Annotated in this window: 17 protein-coding genes; 9 read left to right on the top strand and 8 right to left on the bottom strand. The window is 36.6% G+C overall.

Annotated elements, in window-relative coordinates; genetic code table 11:
- The first annotated feature begins 30 nt into the window (after positions 1 to 30).
- The 6 genes from I3217_RS08655 to I3217_RS08630 all read left to right on the top strand — a co-directional run bounded on the left by I3217_RS08655 (position 31) and on the right by I3217_RS08630 (position 6,496).
- Positions 31 to 468, top strand: a complete 438-nt coding sequence (locus tag I3217_RS08655) for a DUF5606 family protein (protein ID WP_435049363.1) — start codon at positions 31 to 33, stop codon at positions 466 to 468.
- A gap of 95 nt (positions 469 to 563) precedes the next feature.
- Positions 564 to 1,337, top strand: coding sequence for a nucleoside triphosphate pyrophosphohydrolase (gene mazG / locus I3217_RS08650; protein ID WP_435049362.1), 774 nt, complete (start codon positions 564 to 566; stop codon positions 1,335 to 1,337).
- Positions 1,338 to 1,838: 501 nt separating this feature from the next.
- Positions 1,839 to 3,347, top strand: a complete 1,509-nt coding sequence (locus tag I3217_RS08645) for an aminotransferase class V-fold PLP-dependent enzyme (RefSeq protein ID WP_435049361.1) — start codon at positions 1,839 to 1,841, stop codon at positions 3,345 to 3,347.
- 81 nt (positions 3,348 to 3,428) lie between these two features.
- Positions 3,429 to 4,310, top strand: a complete 882-nt coding sequence (locus I3217_RS08640) for a carbohydrate kinase family protein (protein WP_435049360.1) — start codon at positions 3,429 to 3,431, stop codon at positions 4,308 to 4,310.
- A 208-nt stretch (positions 4,311 to 4,518) separates the two neighbouring features.
- Entirely contained in the window at positions 4,519 to 5,175 is a 657-nt protein-coding gene (locus I3217_RS08635) for a TetR family transcriptional regulator C-terminal domain-containing protein (RefSeq protein WP_435049359.1), read from the top strand.
- 7 nt (positions 5,176 to 5,182) lie between these two features.
- Positions 5,183 to 6,496, top strand: coding sequence for an ABC1 kinase family protein (locus tag I3217_RS08630; RefSeq protein WP_435049358.1), 1,314 nt, complete (start codon positions 5,183 to 5,185; stop codon positions 6,494 to 6,496).
- Positions 6,497 to 6,610: 114 nt separating this feature from the next.
- Here I3217_RS08630 and I3217_RS08625 read toward each other — a convergent pair whose 3' ends face one another.
- Positions 6,611 to 8,182, bottom strand: coding sequence for an arylsulfatase (locus tag I3217_RS08625; protein WP_435049357.1), 1,572 nt, complete (start codon positions 8,180 to 8,182; stop codon positions 6,611 to 6,613).
- Between the two features lie 161 nt (positions 8,183 to 8,343).
- Here I3217_RS08625 and I3217_RS08620 point away from each other — a divergent pair, with 161 nt between their 5' ends.
- Positions 8,344 to 9,678 carry a globin domain-containing protein gene (locus I3217_RS08620; protein WP_435049356.1) on the top strand — a complete coding sequence of 445 codons (1,335 nt, stop codon included), beginning with the start codon at positions 8,344 to 8,346 and terminating at the stop codon, positions 9,676 to 9,678.
- A gap of 12 nt (positions 9,679 to 9,690) precedes the next feature.
- On the opposite strand, the gene I3217_RS08615 is transcribed toward I3217_RS08620, so the two are convergent.
- Both I3217_RS08615 and I3217_RS08610 read right to left on the bottom strand, forming a co-directional pair.
- Positions 9,691 to 10,044 carry a DUF779 domain-containing protein gene (locus tag I3217_RS08615; RefSeq protein WP_435049355.1) on the bottom strand — a complete coding sequence of 118 codons (354 nt, stop codon included), beginning with the start codon at positions 10,042 to 10,044 and terminating at the stop codon, positions 9,691 to 9,693.
- A 69-nt stretch (positions 10,045 to 10,113) separates the two neighbouring features.
- A complete protein-coding gene (locus I3217_RS08610) occupies positions 10,114 to 11,610 on the bottom strand; it encodes an aldehyde dehydrogenase family protein (RefSeq protein ID WP_435049354.1) in 1,497 nt (498 codons plus the stop codon).
- A 206-nt stretch (positions 11,611 to 11,816) separates the two neighbouring features.
- On the opposite strand from I3217_RS08610, the gene I3217_RS08605 reads away from it, so the two are divergent.
- Positions 11,817 to 12,734 (top strand): AraC family transcriptional regulator, encoded by a 918-nt coding sequence (locus I3217_RS08605; RefSeq protein ID WP_435049353.1) that lies wholly within the window; start codon positions 11,817 to 11,819, stop codon positions 12,732 to 12,734.
- Here the strand turns inward: I3217_RS08605 and I3217_RS08600 are convergent.
- Both I3217_RS08600 and I3217_RS08595 read right to left on the bottom strand, forming a co-directional pair.
- Positions 12,721 to 15,264 (bottom strand): hypothetical protein, encoded by a 2,544-nt coding sequence (locus tag I3217_RS08600; RefSeq protein ID WP_435049352.1) that lies wholly within the window; start codon positions 15,262 to 15,264, stop codon positions 12,721 to 12,723. The genes I3217_RS08605 and I3217_RS08600 overlap by 14 nt on opposite strands.
- 10 nt (positions 15,265 to 15,274) lie before the next feature.
- Positions 15,275 to 16,609 carry a Kelch repeat-containing protein gene (locus I3217_RS08595; RefSeq protein ID WP_435049351.1) on the bottom strand — a complete coding sequence of 445 codons (1,335 nt, stop codon included), beginning with the start codon at positions 16,607 to 16,609 and terminating at the stop codon, positions 15,275 to 15,277.
- Between the two features lie 302 nt (positions 16,610 to 16,911).
- Between I3217_RS08595 and I3217_RS08590 the strand changes: the two genes are divergently transcribed.
- On the top strand, positions 16,912 to 18,384 hold the full coding sequence (locus tag I3217_RS08590; RefSeq protein ID WP_435049350.1) for a glycosyltransferase: 1,473 nt from the start codon (positions 16,912 to 16,914) through the stop codon (positions 18,382 to 18,384).
- Between the two features lie 88 nt (positions 18,385 to 18,472).
- Here the strand turns inward: I3217_RS08590 and I3217_RS08585 are convergent, their stop codons facing one another.
- The 3 genes from I3217_RS08585 to ypfJ all read right to left on the bottom strand — a co-directional run bounded on the left by I3217_RS08585 (position 18,473) and on the right by ypfJ (position 21,441).
- The gene (locus I3217_RS08585; RefSeq protein WP_435049349.1) at positions 18,473 to 19,027 is read right to left on the bottom strand and encodes a sugar O-acetyltransferase; all 555 of its coding nucleotides are present in this window, start codon (positions 19,025 to 19,027) and stop codon (positions 18,473 to 18,475) included.
- A gap of 98 nt (positions 19,028 to 19,125) precedes the next feature.
- Positions 19,126 to 20,349, bottom strand: a complete 1,224-nt coding sequence (gene serB, locus I3217_RS08580; protein WP_435049348.1) for a phosphoserine phosphatase SerB — start codon at positions 20,347 to 20,349, stop codon at positions 19,126 to 19,128.
- 195 nt (positions 20,350 to 20,544) lie between these two features.
- Positions 20,545 to 21,441 carry a KPN_02809 family neutral zinc metallopeptidase gene (gene ypfJ, locus I3217_RS08575; protein ID WP_435049347.1) on the bottom strand — a complete coding sequence of 299 codons (897 nt, stop codon included), beginning with the start codon at positions 21,439 to 21,441 and terminating at the stop codon, positions 20,545 to 20,547.
- Positions 21,442 to 21,461: the final 20 nt, after the last annotated feature.

Raw genomic sequence — 21,461 nt, 5'->3', positions numbered from 1 at the left:
AAGATATTTGCCATCTTTAAAAATTAACTTATGAGCTTAGATAAAGTATTAGCCATTTCGGGGAAACCAGGATTATATAAATTAGTAATGCAAACACGTAACGGGTTTATTGCAGAATCTTTGTTAGACAACAAAAGAATGTCTGTAAATATGAATCATAACGTTAGTGTTTTAAGTGAAATTGCTATTTATACGCTTACAGAAGAAGTGCCTTTAAAAAATGTATTTAAAGCCATTTCAGAGAAAGAGAATGGAGCTGAAACAAGTATCAGTCATAAAGACAGTAAAGATAAACTGGAAGAATACTTCTTTGAAGTATTACCAGATTATGATGAAGATCGTGTTTATGCGAGTGACATTAAAAAAGTAATTCAGTGGTACAATTTACTGCATAAAAACGATTTGTTAACTTTTGAAGCAGAGACTCAGGAAGAAGTAACTGAAGAGGTTTCAAAAGAAGAAGAATAAATTCAAAAAAAACATCAGATTTTAAAGTCCAGCTCAAAAGGTTGGACTTTTGTTTTTTAATACCTTAGCAATACATATAAACTCCATTTTAAATTATGACAACCAGAGCACAACAATTACAAGCCTTCGATAGATTATTAACCATTATGGATGAATTACGCGAGCAATGTCCGTGGGATAAAAAACAAACCATGGAATCCTTACGTCATTTAACAATCGAAGAAACTTACGAACTGGGTGATGCAATTTTAGATAACGATTTACAGGAAATTAAAAAAGAACTGGGAGATGTGTTGTTACATATTGTTTTTTATGCCAAAATAGGAAGCGAAACCAATGATTTCGATATTGCTGATGTCTGTCATTCCATCTGCGATAAACTCGTAGAGCGCCATCCGCATATATATGGAGATGTCAAGGTTGAAAACGAAGAGGATGTAAAACGAAACTGGGAGAATTTAAAGTTAAAGGAAGGCAATAAAAGTGTGTTGCAGGGCGTGCCTAATAGTTTGCCTGCTTTAGTAAAAGCCAGTCGAATTCAGGATAAAGTAGCTGGAGTTGGTTTTGACTGGGAAGAACCACATCAGGTCTGGGAAAAAGTTGAAGAGGAACTTCAGGAATTAAAAGAGGAAGTCGATGCAGGACATCAGGAAAAAATAGAAAGTGAATTCGGAGATGTGTTATTCTCTTTAGTCAATTACGCACGCTTTTTAAAGGTGAATCCCGAAAATGCTCTGGAGCGTACCAATAAAAAATTCAAAAAAAGATTCGAATATCTCGAAGCCAAGGCAGCGTCTAAAAATCTGGCTTTAAAGGATATGACATTGGCCGAAATGGATGTGTTCTGGGAAGAAGCAAAAAAACTTTAATTTTTTACTATTTTAAAAATCCATAAGGAAGTTCAAACCGTATATATACTAAGAATGGCATAATTCTTCATAGATAAGATTAATAGCATAATACTTACAATACATGTCATTCTACATATTGTTATTTCTAATAGGTTAAGGGAATAACGGTTTAGTTAGTTTAGTTAGTAACTTCATCCTACTTGCACATTGGTTTTAATACCAATCTCTCAGGTAGGATTTAGTTTTTTATATACCCACCAAATTAGCAGTAGTGCTAAATTCAATTTGTTTTTATGTGCTTTAATCCGTTTTCATGATTATTTTATGGAAACTATCTCAGAACAAATCCTATCAATTTACAAGGGTTTAAGACGCTTTCTTTAAAATTTCATGATAAACCAGTTTTTTGCCTTTTAAATGCGTTTACGAGTGTTAATTTTTGCAAAAAATATGTGATATTAATTAGTAAACTCGAATACTAAGCTTAATTTTGGCGAAATTTTAAAAAGCGCCTTAATAATGAACGAAAACGTGAACGACACAAAAACGATACAATCTAGTACAGAATTAGAACATTATTTTCAAGAATTTTCTAAACACGTAATAGGGAGTAATCATAATTTTAAAAGTGTTTGTGGTGAGCAAAAATTATTGTACGCCGATTGGATTGCGAGCGGAAGATTGTATCAGCCAATAGAAGATACTATGCAGCGGGAAATTGGTCCGATGGTAGCTAATACACATTCGTTTTCAAGTGAAACAGGAAAGGCTTCTACCTACGCGTACAGACATGCAAGAAGCATTATAAAGGAGCATGTGAATGCCGATGAAAATGATGTGCTTATTACCGCAAATACTGGAATGACTGGTGTTTTAGCACATTTTCAAAGAATTATCGGTTTCCGTTTCCCGGATGCAAAAATTAAAAAGGAAAGCTTACCTGAGCATGAAAGACCGGTGGTGTTTATTTCTCATATGGAACACCATTCTAATCATGTGCCTTGGATGGAGACTATAGCCGATGTGGTTATTCTGGAAGGTAACGACAATCAGTTAATCTGTCCGGATAATTTAAAAAAGGCATTAGAGTGTTATAAAAAAAGAACAGTTAAAATAGGATCGTTTACAGCCTGTTCTAACGTAACCGGTATTATTTCTCCGTACCAGGAGCTGGCTAAAATTATGCACCAGCATGGCGGTTATTGTTTTGTCGATTTTGCGGCGTCTGCGCCTTATGTAGATATTGATATGCACCCTGAAGATTCGGAAGCCAGACTTGATGCTATTTTCTTTTCGCCTCATAAATTTTTAGGTGGACCAGGAACCTGTGGTGTTTTAGTTTTTAATAAAGAATTATATAAAGCAAAATGTCCGGATGTACCAGGAGGTGGAAATGTACAATGGACTAACCCTTGGGGAGACTATGCATATTTTAAAGATATAGAAGTTAAAGAAGACGGTGGTACACCTGGTTTTTTGCAGGTTATGCGTACCGCTTTGGCTATTCGTTTAAAAGAAAAAATGAATACCCGGAAAATAGCCGATCGTGAAGACGAATTATTAAACTTATGTTTTGAAGAATTAAAACAGATTCCTAATTTATTTATTCTTGGTTGTACAGAAGTAAAACGTATAGGGTGTATTTCTTTCGGAATTAAGAATGTGCATTATAATTTAATTGTACGTTTACTTAATGATCGTTTCGGAATTCAGGTGCGTGGAGGCTGGTCTTGTGCCAGTACTTATGGACACTATTTATTTGAATACGATAAAGCAAGCTCTCAGAATCTGGTAAATAATTTAAATGAAAAAGACTTAACCGAAAAGCCAGGTTGGGTGCGTTTATCATTACATCCAATTACAACTAATGAAGAAGCTTTATTTATTTGTGACGCCATTAAACAGGTGGCTGAAAACCATGAGGTTTGGGGTGAAGATTATACTTATAACAAGGCTAATAATGAGTTTGAACACAATTCTAAAGATACGGAAATTATTACTAAAGTTAAAAACTGGTTTGTGATGTAAGCTAAGCGTATCACTATAAATTATTATCTTTAAAAAGCAGGAATTTATTCCTGCTTTTTTTGATTCCAAATGAAAGAAAAGATGAATTTTATGTGTTTTGGCGAGGTGTTGTGGGATGTTTTTCCAGAGTATCAAAATATTGGAGGAGCACCTTTGAATATGGCTTCTCGTTTATCTTCTTTTAATAATCAAGTTTATATGGTTAGTCGGGTTGGACGGGATAAAAAGGGAGAGGAGCTATTGCATTATATGGATCATATGGGAGTTAATACAGCGTTTGTAAGCTCCGATGAGGTCTATAAAACGGGAGAAGTTTTAGTAAATCTGGATAACCTTGGCGTGGCGACTTATACTATTTTAAACCCTGTGGCCTGGGACTTTATTCCTGATTCTCCCAAATTAAAATTTGTAGCCAGTAAAGTAGATGCTTTTTTTTATGGAAGCTTAGCAGCAAGAAGTCCAGTTTCAAGAACGACGTTATTCAACCTTTTAGAATTAAAGTGTTTTAAGGTTTTTGACGTTAACCTGCGTTTTCCACATTATTCCAAAACCGTACTTTTGGAATTGATAGAAAAGGCCGATTTTATAAAAATGAATGATGAAGAATTGTATTTCATTGCAGATATGCTGGGGTCTAAGTATAATTCTATAGAGCAAAATATCACATTTATTTCAAGAGTTACTAAAACCGAACATGTTTGTGTAACCAAAGGGAGATACGGAGCTGTATTATGGTACAATCAAAAGTTTTATTACAATAGTGGTTATCGTATTAAAGTTAAAGATACCGTTGGGTCAGGGGACTCTTTTTTAGCATCATTAATTACAAAATTGTTATCAGGAGAAGCTCCGCAGTCAGCTATTAATTTTGCCTGTGCCGTTGGTGCATTGGTGGCTCAGGAAAAGGGGGCTAATCCAGAGCTTTCCATGGAGTCTATTAAACAATTCATATATCCTGAATAGTTAAGAATCGGGGATTAACAATTAATCTGACCTGTTCTGGGTAAATTAAAACTTGTTATAGCGTTTTAACAATTGTAAGGACGCTGAGTTTTTAAGTGTAATAATTTTACAGCGTTAATTTCTTCTTAAATAACTATAGTTTACGAATTTAAAAGCATTATCCATTGTATTTTTATAAAAAAGCGTTGTATAAAATAAATGTAATGTTATGCCAAAGAAAAAGAATATAACAAAAGAAGATTTGATTTCATTCTATATGGATTATGTTCTGGAATTTAATGAACAACCAAAAACGGTTTATGCGTTTGCTAAACAGAACAATTTTGAAGAGCAAAAGTTTTATGAGTTTTTCGGTACTTTTCAGGCCTTAGAAGCTGTTGTATTTAAAACTTTTTTCGATAATACGTTAGCGGTTTTAAATTCGAGTACAGATTATCAGTCTTTCGATTCGAGAAATAAATTATTAAGCTTCTATTTTACTTTCTTTGAAAACCTAACAGCCAATAGAAGTTATGTAATGTTTGCATTGCAGAATCATAAAAATGTACTTAAAAATTTACAAAGCCTAAAGCAGTTACGACAGGAGTTTATCAATTTTATAGACAGCTTAGAGATAGAGGTATTGGAAACTAATCAGGAGCAGTTAGATAAAATTCAAAAGCAAGGGCTTAAGGAAGGTGCCTGGGTACAGTTATTATTAACTTTAAAATTTTGGATGGAAGACGAGTCTCCAGGTTTTGAAAAGACAGATGTATTTATAGAGAAATCGGTTAATGCAAGTTTCGATGTTTTAGATATAACGCCTTTAAAAAGTCTGATTGATTTTGGTAAGTTTTTGTTTAAGGAAAAGGTCCAAATGCAATAGGAATTATATGAAAGCGATTAATAAAATTCCTGTGTCTAAAATAGAACGCGCTTCAAAATTAGTATCTACAGGAGCTAAAATTGGGGTTAATTACATTAAATATTACGGCGATAAAATTACAAAAACGGAGATTGAAGCAAAAGAAAAGCTCAACCAGAATAATGCCTCTGATATTTATGATGGATTAAAGCAATTAAAAGGAAGTGCTTTAAAAGTGGCCCAGATGTTAAGTATGGAGAAAAGTATAATGCCACAAGCTTACGTTGAAAAATTTTCTTTAGCTCAGTTTTCTGTGCCGCCTTTATCACCACCTCTTGTTTTAAAAACGTTTAAAAAGTATTTTGGAAAGCAACCTCAGGATTTGTTTGATTCGTTTGATTTAAATTCTGTTAATGCAGCAAGTATCGGACAGGTGCATGTTGCAGAAAAAGACGGAAAAAAATTAGCAGTAAAAATTCAATATCCGGGAGTAGCAGATAGTATAGCATCAGATTTGGCTATGGTAAAACCAATAGCGATGAGTATGTTTAATATTAAAGGTGAAGGTTCCGAGAAATATTTTAAGGAGATTGAAAATAAACTAATGGAAGAAACCGATTATGTTTTAGAAGTAAAACAAAGCCGGGAAATCTCTGAGGCCTGTAAAGGCATTCCGCATTTAAAATTTCCTGAATATTATGAGGCATTATCTTCGGAGCGTATTATTACTATGGATTTTATGGAAGGTGAGCATTTATCTGAATTTGCAGCTCATAATATCAATCAGAAACGTGCTAATCAATTGGGACAGACGCTTTGGGATTTTTACATGTTTCAGATTCATCAATTAAAAAAAGTACATGCCGATCCGCATCCGGGTAATTTTTTAGTCTCGCAAAGAGGTGATTTAATTGCTTTGGATTTTGGCTGCATGAAACACATCCCGGAAGATTTTTATATCCCTTATTTTGATCTGGTTCTTCAAACTAATTTAAATAACCCAGAACATTTTAAAGAAAAGTTATACGAACTGGAAATTTTAAGGTCAGACGATTCCGAAGATGAGGTGTCATTTTTTACGGCTATGTTTCACGAAATGTTAAGTTTATTTACGCAGCCTTTGCATCAGGAACAATTCGATTTTTCTGATGCCGAATTTTTTGGAAAGATTGCCGATTTGGGAGAAAAATATTCTAAAAATACACAGTTACGAAAATATAATGCCAATCGTGGTTCTAAGCATTTTATTTATATGAATCGGACCTTTTTTGGTTTATATAGTTTAATGTTCGATTTAAAAGCAGGTGGAATTAAAATTAATAATTACAGACGATTTAAGTAACTGTAAAGTTAAAGACAAAAGGTAGTTCTTACTGCGAATACAAGTAATGAACAAAATAAACACGGGCTGAAAATTAATTTTCAGCCCGTGTTTATTTATAGATGTTATAATAGCTTAGTCGTGTCCTTTTTTAACAACCGCATCCATAACCGAAGACATATCAAAACTCTTACCGCCTTGTACAGGAGGATAATCAATTAAGGTTTTAATATGAGCGTTCATCTGTTCACCCATAGGAGCCATTAACCAGGAAACCTTTTGCATAAGGTGTCCGTAGGCATCTTCCGTGTCGTAACTTTCAAACGGATCCATTCTTAAGTTAAAAATTAAAGGAGCTGTTCTGGCTTCTGCAGTGCCGTAATAGGTTTCTTTATAGATAAAATGGAATTTCCACGGTCCCATTCTAACAGCATTTAGTTTGCTTTCGTAATAATAGTAGAACATATCTCTGGCCGACTTGTCGGATTGTCCTTTCCAATATGGCAGGTTGTTTACCCCGTCAATATATTGTTTTTTAGATTTCATTAAATCAGCAGAAACGTCTGAAACACCTGCTGCAGCAGCTAAAGAGGTAAACATGTCCATATGTGCCTGAATCCCATTTTTTACTTGTCCGGCCTGTAGAACACCGGGCCACTTAATCATACTCGGTACTCTAACTCCTCCTTCTGTAGTTCCCATTTTTTCACCTCTAAAAGGCGTTGTTCCACCATGTGGCCAGGAATTGTGCTCTGGGCCATTATCGGTAGAATACCAGATAATGGTGTTTTCATCCAGACCGTTGGCTTCTAAAAAGTCTAATATCAAACCAACATCATGGTCATGCTGCATCATACCACTACCATATAAATCGACTTCCGATGTATAATTTTCAGCAGCATAACGCCAGGTATCATTTAGGCGAGTATAAAGGTGCATTCTACTGGTGTTTAACCACACAAAAAATGGTTTGCCATCGGCTTTGGCTTTTTTCATAAAGTCTTCGGCTTTAGGAATCACTTCAGCAGCATCGAAATTCTTCATACGTTCCTGAGTCAATGGCCCTGTGTCTTCAATGCGTTGTTTTCCAACAACTCCAAATCTAGGATCTTCGGTATTGTCCATTTTTGTTGTTGCCCAGGAGTGAATTACACCACGGGTACCAAATTTCTTTTCGTAATCTTCCAGATTTCCGGAATAGGCTTTAGCAAAGTTTTGGTAATCGCGTTGTTCTGATTCTTCCTGAGTGTTTAAGTGGTACAGGTTACCGTAGAATTCGTCGAAGCCGTGGGCAGTAGGTAAGTGTTCGTTACGATCGCCAAGGTGGTTTTTACCAAAATGCCCGGTTGCGTAGCCTTCAGCCTTCAGTACTTCTGCCAGACAAGGTGAAGCTGCTTGCAAACCTAAAGCATCTCCTGGCTGACCAACCGTAGTCATACCGCTTCGTATAGGATATTGTCCTGTAATAAATGAAGCTCTACCCGCAGTACAGCTGGGCTGCGCATAATGGTCGGTAAATTTAATACCTTCGTTTCCAATTTTGTCAATATTAGGTGTGGTGTAACCCATAGTACCCATTCCATAGGCACTTAAGTTTTGCCACCCCACATCGTCTCCCCAAATTACTAAAATGTTGGGTTTTTTTTGTGCTAAGACCGCTGTGGTTAACAACAGGCATAAACTCAAACTGGTAAGTTTTAAATTCATAATTAATAGCGTTTTAATGGTTTAAAATTAAATAGACTTAAAGATAATGAAAATTGTTTTAATTTTTTGTTTAGAATAAAAGTAAAGTTTTTCTTATACAGTTAGTTATAGGTGTTATGATGTAATTTTTTTAACTTTATGAGAGCGCATTACAATTGGATATGGATCATCAAAATTTTTCAACCGTAACCTATACCGGAATTAATGAAAAAGTGTCTGTAACAGACCCTGAGGGGACGCTTTTAGACTGTTCCATTATGAATCAGATTCCTCATATGCATGAGTGTGGTGGTAATGGGTACTGTACTACGTGCAGAGTGCGCGTTATTACCGGGTTAGAAAACGTGTCTCCCAGAACACAAAAAGAACAGGAAACCGCACAATTACGTAAATGGGATCCAACCATTCGTTTGGCTTGTCAGAGTTACATTCAAGGCGACGTTGCAATTCAGCGGCTGGTGTGGAATAGTGCAGAAATTAATAAATTACAATTAGAGACACTTTTAGATCATACAGCCGATGAGCGGGCAATAGCGTTTTTGTTTTGCGATATCAGGGGATTTACTAAAATAGCACTGGAAAATAAAACTTTCGATACCGCACATATTTTAAATCGGTTTTATACGGTTTTAGGCGATCCTATATTGTTTAATAATGGGGTGATTTATCAGTATGCCGGCGATGAAATTATTGGGTTATTCGGCGTATCCGGGGGGATTAAACATAAAACCTGTAGCGATGCCGTTAGAGCTGCTTTGGGCATGCAATATGCGGTGGAACGTTTAAATAAGTTTGAATTAGTGGATTTTGATACCGAAATTAAAATAGGTATCGGCATTAATTTTGGCAGGGCATTTATTGGAAATCTGGGGCATCCAAAATATAAACAGTTTGCAGTAGTAGGCGACCCGGTAAATACCACCAGCAGAATTCAGGATTATAATAAAGCTGTTGGTACGAATATTTTGATTTCTGAAGCTATTTTAAAAAGTTTTAACCCTGAAACTTTAAATATAGGACGAGAATTTGAAATTCAGTTGCAGGGGCATGAACATCTCACTAAAATTTTTGAGTTACTCGGGTTTCACGATATGGATATTCAGTTGGAGTTACAACACTCTCTGGATTATTTATTGCGTAATGAAGATGAATTTGTAACCAGGTTTTACGATAGAGTATTTGAAAAATCAGTAGAAATTAAAGCCCTTTTTAAGCATAATATGAAAGCGCAGGGCAGACTCTTAACGCATATGCTTGGCAGTATTGTGTATTCTATGAGCAGACCCGAATATCTGGAACTGGGATTAAAAACTTTAGGAAAAAATCATTATCGATATGGTGTTCGAGAGGAGCATTATCCTATAGTTTTAGAGTGTTTAATGGAAACTATAAAAGAACAGCTGGGAGATTTGTATACCGAAAAAATGGGAACAGCCTGGCATCAGGCCCTGGTTTCTGTTACCGACGAAATGAAAAAATATACAGAGCGTTCGTAAATTATAATATTATCAAGGGTTTAAAATGTTGTTTTCTTCGTCTGTTAGTAATCTAGAATGAATAATGAATCGCAGGCCTAAAGGGATTTCCAGAGAAAAACTGGAGCCACGCCCCGGTGTAATATCTACAGTTAAATGTGTGTGTTTCCAATAGTCAAACTGGTCTTTATTCATGTAAAATGCTACACCTTCCAGGTGACCTAACAGAATATCGCTGTCGTCTAAATACATGTCTTCCTTTTCGAAAATCATAGGCGAGGAACCATCACAACAACCACCGCTTTGATGAAAAATCAGGTCGCCATGTTTCTGTTTTAATTGTTTTACTATGTCGGCTGCCGGTGCCGTAATCGCTATACGTTCCATAATTGTTTTTTTATTGAAAAAAGGCTGAGGTAGATAAACGCTCAGCCTTAATTACTACTAACTAAACTACTAAAAGAAACCTAATTTATTTTTATCGTAAGAGATTAACATATTTTTGGTTTGTCTATAATGGCTAAGCATCATCAGGTGATTTTCTCTACCGAATCCAGATTTTTTATAGCCACCAAAAGGCGCATGGGCAGGATAAGCATGGTAACAATTCACCCAGACACGTCCTGCTTTTATAGCACGCGGAATCTGGTAAAGCTGGTGCGCATCTCGGGTCCAGACACCAGCACCTAGACCATATAATGTGTCGTTTGCAATTTCAATAGCTTCAGCTTCATCTTTAAATTTGGTGACACAAACTACCGGACCAAATATTTCTTCCTGAAAGACTCTCATTTTATTATGACCTTCTAAAATGGTAGGTTTAATAAAATAGCCTTTAGCCAAATCACCCGCAGTATTGGCTTCACCGCCACAAAGCACTTTAGCACCTTCTTCTTTTCCGATGTGTAAATAGGATTGTATTTTTTCGTACTGGTCGTTCGATGCCTGAGCACCAACCATGGTGTTTACATCATACGGATTATTTTGTACTATTGCTTCTGTACGTTCTATAACGCGTTTCATAAAGGCATCATAAATATCTTCCTGAACGAGAAGTCGGGAAGGGCAGGTACAAACTTCGCCCTGATTAAATGCAAATAAAACCGCTCCTTCTATGGCTTTGTCCAGATAGGCATCATCTGCATCCATTACACTATTAAAGAATATGTTTGGTGATTTTCCGCCGAGTTCCATAGTTACCGGATTTAAATTTTTAGAGGCGTACTGCATTATTAACTGTCCTGTAGTAGTTTCTCCTGTAAAAGCAACCTTGTCGACTTTAGAACTGGAGGCTAATGGTTTTCCTGCTTCAGGTCCAAAACCATGAACCACATTAACTACGCCGGGAGGAAATACATCTGCAATTTTTTCCATTAAAAGTGTCGCTGAGGACGGTGTTTGCTCTGCAGGTTTTAGCACGACACAATTTCCTGTGGCCAGTGCCGGAGGTAGCTTCCAGGACAACATAAGCAGTGGGAAATTCCACGGTATTATTTGTCCGATTACCCCCAAAGGCTCCTTAATATTCATGGAGAGCGTATTAGCATCTAATTCTGTAGCAGAGCCTTCTTCTGCGCGTATGCAAGCGGCAAAATAGCGCCAGTGGTCTACAGATAATGGGACATCGGCATTTAAGGTTTCACGTATCGGTTTCCCGTTATCACAGGTTTCTACCAAAGCAAATTCTTCCAGATTAGCTTCAATAATATCGGCCACTTTGTTTAGTAATGTAGCGCGTTCTGTTGCTGAAGTAATTGCCCAACTGGTTTTTGCGGCATTGGCGGCATCTACAGCCAATTCGACATCTTCTTTTTGCGATCTCGGATATTTTGCAATAAGACTGTTGTCTATAGGAGACGTGTTTTCGAAATATTCTCCACCTATTGGTTCTACAAATTTTCCGTTTATAAAATTACCATAGGAAGCTTTAAATTTTGGTTTTGAATAGCCCATAATGTTCTGAATTTTTTAAGTTAAGTACTAGGTTAAATAAAATTGATTGCTGAGTTATATTTATTTTTTTAGCTATAATATTTTTTAATATTCATTTTATGTAAAGTTATTTTGTTAAATTGTTAAAAAATTGAACAGAAATATTATATTTTAGTACAATTCTATTATTGAAGAATTTACCGGTATTATTTTTTGAGTTATTGAATATGAGTCATCTTTTAACACGACATAACAGCCGAAGAACCCTGACAACTTTGGTAGAAAACAGGACGACATATCATGCTGATTGGGCAGAACTGAATATTTTTGAAACTCATGATTTTGCAGAAAAAGTGGAGTTACAATTTGGATTTCCTGTTATCGCCAGTATGCTTTCAGGAAAGAAAATTATGCATATTGAAGGTCTGCCAGCCTTCGACTTTTATCCAGGGGAGTCTGTGGTTATGCCTAGTTATAAAAAAATGGTGATTGATTTTCCTCTGGCTAGTTTTACAAATCCTACCAAATGTCTGGCTTTGGGTATAGAAGAATCTAAAATTAAAGCAGTTGTTTCCCGGTTTAATGAGCACGTACAAATAGAAAATGAAAATAATACCTGGTCTATCGATAGTACTGCCAATCATTTAATTAATAATCCGCAAATCAATCAATTGATTGAACGCTTGGTGGTTACTTTTACAAACAATAACCGGTCTAAAGACTTGCTTCTGGATTTTATGATTCAGGAACTCATTGTCCGTCTGTTACAAACGCGTGCCAAATCTATATTACTGAATGAAACAGATCTGGTTTTAGACGATAATAGAATTGGTATGGTTATAAAGTTTATAAAGGATAACCTTACCAACAAGGATATTACCGTTGATATTCTTGCAGAAAAGGCCTGTATGAGCACCTCCCACTTTCATAAAAAGTTTAAAAGTACTTTAGGGGTTTCTCCTATAGATTACATAAACGCCGAGAAAATTAAATTTTCTAAAAAACTTATTAAAGAGAGTAAAGATTTTAGAGTATCGGATATTGCATTTAAGACCGGATTTAATAATATCAGTTATTTTAATCGTCAATTTAAAAAACTTGAACTTATGACGCCTTTGCAGTTTAAAAAATCTATTTCGGCCTAAAGTTTATACCTTCTGCTTCTGCCTTAATATAATTAATCATCGTGCTGCTTCCGCCGTTGTATTCTATGCCAAAGCTATTAAAAGGCAATGGGGGTATTTCGGTTTCTATGTCTATTTTGGGTAAAATGTAATCCGGGTAACCGTTTTTAGGGTAATCTTCAAGACATTCAGCTTGAGCTTTTAAAGTGTTTCCATTTTGTTCCAGTACGATTTGGCAAGGCGTTCTAAAACAGCTTGTGGTTACTGGTTCCGAAATGGCTTTAGTAACATTGTTTTTATAGGACACAAAATAACAATCTACCGCATTACCGTGTTTTGAAGTTCGAATGAATCGCAAACCATAACCTGATTTTGTGTTCGGGTCGAAGTTTATAACAATATCCATATAAAGCGGCGCTACGCTAAATCCCTGTCCAGCAGTTTTAAATGGTGATACTTCCAGTGTCAGTTTTAATGGGGATACAATTTTATTTTCTGGCGTATAACTCATAGAGGCTGTTCGTCCGGTTTGTAATAGACCATATTGATTTTTAGACCCCTGACTTCCCATTTTATAGGTCCAAGCATTTTTAGTTTCGCTTCCGGGTGTTGCATTTTCGTTATTCAAAGGAGAAAAGGTCCACATTCCGGGAATAATTTTAGTTTGATTCTCTGCAGGAACGGTTTTAAAATCGGTGAAAAGCAGGTTAGGGTTTTCTTTTATATTCTTTTCTGTTATTGGTTTTTCAAATACGAAAGATTGCGGCGAACCATAATCTGAACGTTGATGTTTAGGATGTACAGTTACCATAATATATTTCCCGATATCGGCACCTGTTAACTGATAAGAATTTAGTGGTTGATTTAATCGACTTACGGCAATTTTCAATGGGTTGCTGCCTTTCGAATCTAGGCACCTGTACCAGGTAATTTGAGATTGGTCTGTATATTGAAAATCCTTAAAAAGGTAATCAACTTCAACTGTGCCAGAATCAGAATATAATTCTATTGTAGGTGAGTTTTCAAACTTAGGAGGAGACAGTTTACTGGGGTTAACCGTTATTATACAAGCAGCCTGGAGGCCGGAAGCAGTTTTGGCAGTGATACAAACCTCTTTTTTAAAATCGGTGAAATTTTGGGGTATAATGAAGCAACTCGTTCCGGTTTCACTGGGGTTTAAGAGAAGAAATGATTTGTCAGATTCTGGAATGTACCAGATTATTGGTTCTGTGCTCGCCGGAATGTTTCCAAATTTGAATAATTCAGCAGTGAGTTTTAAACGGTCTCTATTGGTTTCTAAAGTAGCCTGGTTCAGTGTGATTTTTAACTGTGTTGGTAAGTCGGTTAAGGAAATATTTAAATCTTTTTCAGCTTTTAACACCAGTGGTTTAATGTGCTCCGGATCCCAGTCGTCTTCGCCTCTTAGTAAATTGTAGGTGTTGTAAATTGTTTTACCCTGATAAATAAATTTATACGCATTTAATGTAGCTGTGTTCTCTAGGTTCACGGTTGTTTTTGGGTGTTCCTGATCTATAAAAATTGACTGATTATTCAGTGTGTTGTTGAGCTGATAATTTTTAGTCGTGGGATTTATTTCATCACACCACCCCAGATATGTGATGTCATTCCCGGTAAATTTAGTGTCTACCACAGCCAGCTGGCCATTGGCTTTCGTAAAGTATTGGGGGCCTTTGGTTAATACACGAATATTACAGTTTAAAAAAATGGCACCAGTGCCAGTTGTATGATAAAAGGGTTTTGAACTGTAGAATTCAAAGCTGGAGTTTTTATATACCGCTGTTCCGCTCAAGGCATCATCGGTAGATTCGAAATGGCAATTGTTAAAAAACACACGTTTAGCACCAACAAAGGGACAAAGATTCAGTCGACTAATAAAGTGGGTGTTTCGGGCATAAATTTTATCACCATTACATATAATAAGTTGCGCCTGTACTATTGCCGAACCTCTTTTTTTTCTGTTGAAATCCGGTTTTAAAGGATATACTAAATCAACATTGCAGTAGTTTCCAAAAGTTATATTTTCGGAGGCTGTTCCGTCACCATCTATATGAAGCATTGTAAAGTTACCCTTTGCTCCAAGTGTTTGTCCACGGTTACAGGCCAGAACCACGTGTTCAGGGTTTTCTGTAAGTCCGTTAAATTTAAGCCAGTCGCATTTAATTTTCAGGCCATAAGGTATATTTCCTATTTCAGGAATTCTTATTTCAGGATCGTCGGGATTGTCTATCCAGTACACATAAGGTGCAATATGCAATACCATTGGTGATGTTTCGGTTCCGTCTTTTAGATGCTTTACAGCTTCGTTTACCGAATTGAATATATAGGGCGAACTTGCGGTTTGGTCGTCTGAAAGTTGCCCGTCGATAAAAAAAGAAAGAGGTCCTAAGGTTATGGTGTCCTGCTTGTAAACAATTTTGTTTTCCAGTAAAGTTATAGGGTTAGAAGTGTCCAGACTTTTATATTCCTGTACTTGGGCAGATAAAATAAAGCAATATAGAATGCTAATTGTTAAGAAAATATGTTTTTTCATTTTTTTTATCTTAAGGATTTTCCAGATGCTTACTAGCCTTAATTTTTGTATTTAAAAATTCATCAATGTCTATACTGTATACCTGTGCAGAAGGGCTTTGTAAAAAGTTATTTTCGGTAAATCCTCCTATAAGATACAGGTGGTTTTCGCAACAATATAGCGCGCACTGCTTCTGAGTTAAATTGATGTTGTAACAGTTTAAAATGGTAGTTAACGTGTTGAAAGTGATTAACTGTCCTTTATCATAAATGTATATCATGTGCTCGTTTGCTGTTACAGCGGGAGCCTCCATGGCATTAACGGTGTCGCCCATATGCTGCCAGTTTCCAGTATTAATATTATAAGTGTCAATATGCGCTAAGGGCTTTCCGTTATTTCCACCAATTAGATAAATAATGTTTTTTATTAAAACCCCTTGGCTTGCTTTTGCTTCTGGCATGTTTTTTAAAGCGTACCAGTAACCTGTTTCCAGATTGTATAAATGCGCAGCGTCGGTAAATGTTTTTTTACCATTGGGACTTATTTTAGTAGAACCACCCAGAACTATTATTTTATTCTGATACCGAAAAGAAGCAGCATTTGCTGTCTGATGTGGATTAGTATCGTCTATAAGTTTCGTGTTGTTTACTATATCTATTACTTCAATTTTATCATCCAGATACTGCAATTTATGGTTAGTGGAAAGTCTGATGCCTCCAAAAATATACAGCTGGTTATTGAAATGCTCAACGGTTTGGTAGGCGCGTTTTCTTAGTTTAAGGTCCGATGTAGTCCAGCTGTTAGAAGCGATGTCATAAATCTGTAGTACTGTCGAAAACGATTCCCAGGTGGAATCGTATCTAAGATCCTTCATAAGATCTGAAAGAGAGGCTCTGGCGTTATTACTTGTATTGTGCAGGGCACTTTGAACAACCTGATCTACTACGGAAGCATCTCCGCCTACCACATATATTTTATTATCAATTCGAGTAGAACCAAAAGCCGATACGGCTTCGGGCATAGCTTGCAGCTGTTTAAAAGGTAAACTGCTGAATAAGTGTTTTGATCCTGTAAGTTGTATTGTTTTAAGTGATTCGATTTTAGGTTGTAATTGTATGATGGATTTTTGTTGTTCAAAATCGGAATAACTGATGGTTTTGGGGTAATACCCCAAATGCGAGCAAAGTATGCTATCGGTTTGAGAAATGTGTGATGGAATAGAGATCTTAAATTGCCCTTTGGTATTAGTGCTTGCTCCGGTTTTTAAAGATGTTATATACAGGTTGGCACCCTCCAATGGTATTCCGGTATTATTATCCAGAACAGTGCCTTCAAAGGTTTGAGAAAAAATGCTATAGCTTATCAAAAAGCAGAAAAAAATAAGAGGTTGTGTTTTTAAGCTGAACATCATTAGTCGAAGTGGCATTTTCCTCTAAGATAACCAATGCAATCGAATGTATCTAAACAGATGTTTTCTATTTCAAATTGTATACCCGTACACATTGTGTAATTAAGTGACGCTGATTATCCTGTTTTTGTGTAAATATTACACATGTGAAAAACGGGGTTGTGGTCTAATGTGTTGTAAATAAAGAAGTTTCGGTGTTGGCATGTGACTTGCTTAATACATTACCGAACAGTGGGATGGTAAAATGGTTTACCAGAAAAATGAAAATAAAAAGTATTGCAGATATGAAAAGTCAATCAATCACTTCTAATCAATTAAAAACAACAAAAAATAACTTGAATTTTGCAGGTTTATTTCCTGCCTTATTTCAAAAAGAGAATGAAATCTCAAAAGATAAATCAAGCCGGGTTAATACTTTGGTGTTATTAGGAACATTTTTATTAATGCTGGGTGGCGCAATTACCGTTTTTGCTCTTCAACATGAGTTTGAGAAATTTAATTTCGAACGTATGAATTCAACCATCGGTTATGCCTTCTTTGTAATAGGAACCATTTTATTCGCCTTTCATGCAGGGTTCTTCTTATATAAATTATATCTGTATTTTAAATATAAACCTGTAAGTTCTGTAAGCGATGAAGAACTTCCAAGCTGTACGGTAATCGTGCCTGCTTATAACGAAGGTAAATTGGTATTTGACACTTTAATGAGTTTAGCCGAAAGCGAATACCCTGAAGAGAAATTACAATTATTAGCCATAGATGATGGTAGTAAGGATGATACCTGGTATTGGATGAAAGAAGCTAAGAATGTATTGGGAGATCGCGTAGAGATTTTTCAGCAGCCTGAAAATAAAGGTAAGCGTCATGCCTTATACAGAGGTTTTCATTTAGGAACCGGAGATGTATTTGTAACCGTAGACAGTGACTCGGTAGTAAATACAGATACGTTAAGAAATCTGGTAAGTCCGTTTGTAACGAACGAGCAATGTGGTGCTGTAGCTGGGAATATTCGTGTATTAAACAACGAAAAAGCTATTTTACCAAAAATGTTAAACGTGAGTTTTGTTATGAGTTTTGAATTTGCAAGATCTGCAGAGAGTTCATTAAACTCTGTACTATGTACCCCTGGAGCATTAGCGGCTTACAGAAGAACTTCGGTGTTTGCTTGTCTGGAAGAATGGATAAATCAAACGTTTATGGGGCAGCCTTCTGATATTGGAGAGGATCGTGCTATGACAAACATGATCTTAAAGCAAGGGTCTCATGTAGTGTTCCAAAGAAATGCTTACGCTTTTACTAAAGTACCAGAAAGCTATAAGGGACTTTATAAGATGTTTATCAGATGGGGTAGAAGTAATGTACGTGAGAATCTGGCGATGACTAAATATGTGTTTAAAGATTTTAGAGAAGATCATAAAGCAGGTACACGATTATTATTTATTAACCAGTCGCTTAAAATTATTATGAGTTATCCTCTGGTATTATTTATGCTGTATTTTGTGGCTGTTCACCCGATATTATTTGTAAGTTCATCGCTGTTAAGTATTTTAATTATATCTAGTTTTTCAGCCTTCTTTTATTCAAAACGATACAATCTAGAAGAATCCTTATGGGCGTATTCTTATAGCATACTATACACTTTCGGTTTATTCTGGATTACGCCTTATGCCATTGCAACGGCAGGAAAAAGAGGATGGTTAACCAGAGAACTGGCGGTAGCAAAAGTTAAATAACTATTTTTATATCCATTAGCTATTTAGTTCAAAGCCTTGCAGCATTTATGTTGCAGGGCTTTGTTATTAATATTTGGTGTTGAATGTATCAGGTATTTAGTGTTTTTACTACTCTGGCAGGATTGCCTACAGCGAGGGTATCGGCAGGAATGTCTTTGGTAACAACGGCACCGGCCCCAATAACGGCGCGATCTCCAATTGTTACTCCCGGGCAAATGGTGGCATGACCCCCAATCCAGCATTCTTCTCCGATTGTTACAGGTAAACAGTCTTCCCAGACTCTGCGCTCTTCAATATTTAATGGGTGCCTTGCGGTGTAAATATGCACTCCGGGAGCTATCAGGGTTTTTCGGCCAATGGTGACTTTTGCGCCATCCAGAATTACAGCTCCAAAATTAATAAACACATCATCTTCGGCGAAAATATTTTCACCATAATCGCAGTAAAAGGGTGGTTCTAAGTGGATGTTTTTAGCAGAGTTAGGACACAGTTCGTTCATCGTGTCTTTAAAATTATCGGAATAATACTCTGTTACATTTAATTTGTGCAATATGCGTTTTACCCGTGTTCTGATAGCAATCATTTCCTCACAATGGGCATCGTAAGGTTCTCCTGCCATCATTTTTTCTTTTTCCGTTTTCATCCTTAAATAGTTTGATATCAATTTAAGAAAAAAACGAAAAGAATTACAGTTGAATAATTACTAAATATTAGTCAGTAAACTAAAGTAATAGGCTAAAACTATTCGATCAGATCGATATGTCTGTCGTGGTATCCTAAAAGGTATAACACACCATCCAGACCGATACTTGAAATTGAACTTTGAGCATTTTCTTTAACCGTAGGTTTGGCATGGAAAGCAATACCCAGTCCCGCTAAATTAAGCATTGGTAAATCGTTAGCGCCATCACCAACTGCAATAGTCTGACTGATATCTATACCTTCTTTTTTAGCGATTTCTTTTAGATATTCGGCTTTTTTGTTTCCGTCTACAATTTCACCTAAATAGCCGCCTGTAAGGGCTCCATCTTTAATTTCCAGCTGGTTGGCAAATACATAATCGATACCCAGTTCCTTTTGAAGGTAGTGGCCGAAATAAGTAAATCCTCCAGAAAGTATAGCCGTTTTAAAGCCGTAACTTTTTAAGGTGTTTATTAAACGATGGGCACCTTTGGTAATAGGCAGATTAATCGCTACGTTATGAAGCACATCTTCACTAAGGCCTTTTAGGAGCTTCATACGGCGTTCAAAACTTTCGTTAAAGTCGATTTCGCCTTGCATAGCTGATTCAGTAATGGCTTTAACTTCTTTTCCAACACCGGCTAATTCAGCCAGCTCATCGATAACTTCGGTTTGAATTAAAGTCGAATCCATGTCAAAACATACCAGACGTCGGTTTCTACGGTAAATATTATCTTCCTGAAAAGCAATATCTACATTCAATTCTCTGGAAATATCCATGAATTTAGCAGTTAAATCTTCTTTACTATCTATCCCTCCACGAATGGAAAGCTGGATGGAAGCTCTGGGATATTCTTCTTCTTTTATTAAGGATAAACGCCCTGTAAGTCGCGTTATAGAGTCAATGTTCAGATTTTTATCGGCAATCACTTTGGTTACTGCAGATATCTGTACTGCAGAAAGGCGTTCGCCCAGAATGGTTACGATATAACGGTCTTTACCTTGAAGGGCAACCCAGTTTTCGTAGTTGTCGTTTGTAATAGGGGTGAATTTGGCACTAATGCCCAGTTCGTAAGCTTTAAAAAGTAAATCTTTTAAAACTGCGGCGGATTTTGATCCGGATTTGGTTTTAAACAGGATACCTAAGGATAAAGTATCGTGAATATTTGCCTGACCAATATCCAGAATTTTGGCGCCATATTGCGCTAAAACGCCTGTTAAACTTGAGGTTAATCCTGGTTTATCCTGTCCGGAAATATTTAATAAAATGATTTCATTAGCCATAGTCTGATGTTTACTTTTTAAGCGTTGTAAAATTCATTATTCTATTTGAATTATGAAAGTTTTTTAGGTGTAAACTGTGTTAATAATGAAATGAGATTAAATGTTTTAAAGTAGAAGAAAGGCAGATGTAATTGTATTAAAAACAGAAAGACCACCAAAATTTGGTGGTCTTTGAAATATTGTGGATTTGATTTTTTAAAGCGGATTTGCGTTAAAAGTGTCTCCTTGATTTACATCGCCGGTTTCAAACCCTTTTTTAAACCAGCGGATACGTTGCTCGGAAGTCCCGTGAGTAAAGGAGTCAGGAACCACATGACCAGTAGACTGTTTTTGCAGACGATCGTCCCCAATGGCAAAGGCAGCGTTAAGGGCCTCCTGAAGGTCGCCGGTTTCCATCATTTGGGTCATTTGCTGAGAATGATGCGCCCAGACTCCAGCTAGAAAATCAGCCTGTAGTTCCAGACGAACGGAATATTTATTGTATTCGGTCTGACTCATTTGCGAACGTAGTTGGTTCATCTGGTCCGTTATCCCCATAAGCTTTTGAACATGGTGCCCCACTTCATGCGCTATAACATAGGCCTGAGCAAAATCTCCGGGAGCATTTAATTGCCGTTCCATTTCGTCGAAAAAACTAAGGTCTAAATATAACTTTTCGTCGCCAGGACAGTAAAACGGTCCGGTGGCGCTGGATGCTGTTCCACAGGCAGAGGCTACCGCTCCGGTAAATAATACCATGGTAGGCTTGCGATAATTTTGAATTAAACGACTCCATACATCTTCGGTGCTTGCCAGAATGGTAGCGCTAAAATCGGCCAGTTCTTCTTCTTTGGCAGAACCTTGATACGGTGCTGAGGATTCCGTTTGAACCGGGCTTCCTGTAAATAACTGACCAATAAAACTCAGCGGATTGGTGCCCGTAATAAGGGAAATGACAAGTATAATACCTACTATAACAAGGCCGGCTTTGGAAAAGAGTAGTTTTATAAGTGGAATTAATAACATTGGACTTAATCTGCCCAAACCTCCTGAGCCGCCTTGTCCACGGCGGTCTTCTACGTTAGAACTTTGTCTTTGGCCTTTCCACTTCATAATATTGATTTTTAGCGTAA

Source organism: Formosa sp. S-31 (genome assembly GCF_051172795.1).
Lineage (GTDB): Bacteria > Bacteroidota > Bacteroidia > Flavobacteriales > Flavobacteriaceae > Formosa.
This window is presented reverse-complemented; position numbering and strand designations above follow the sequence as displayed.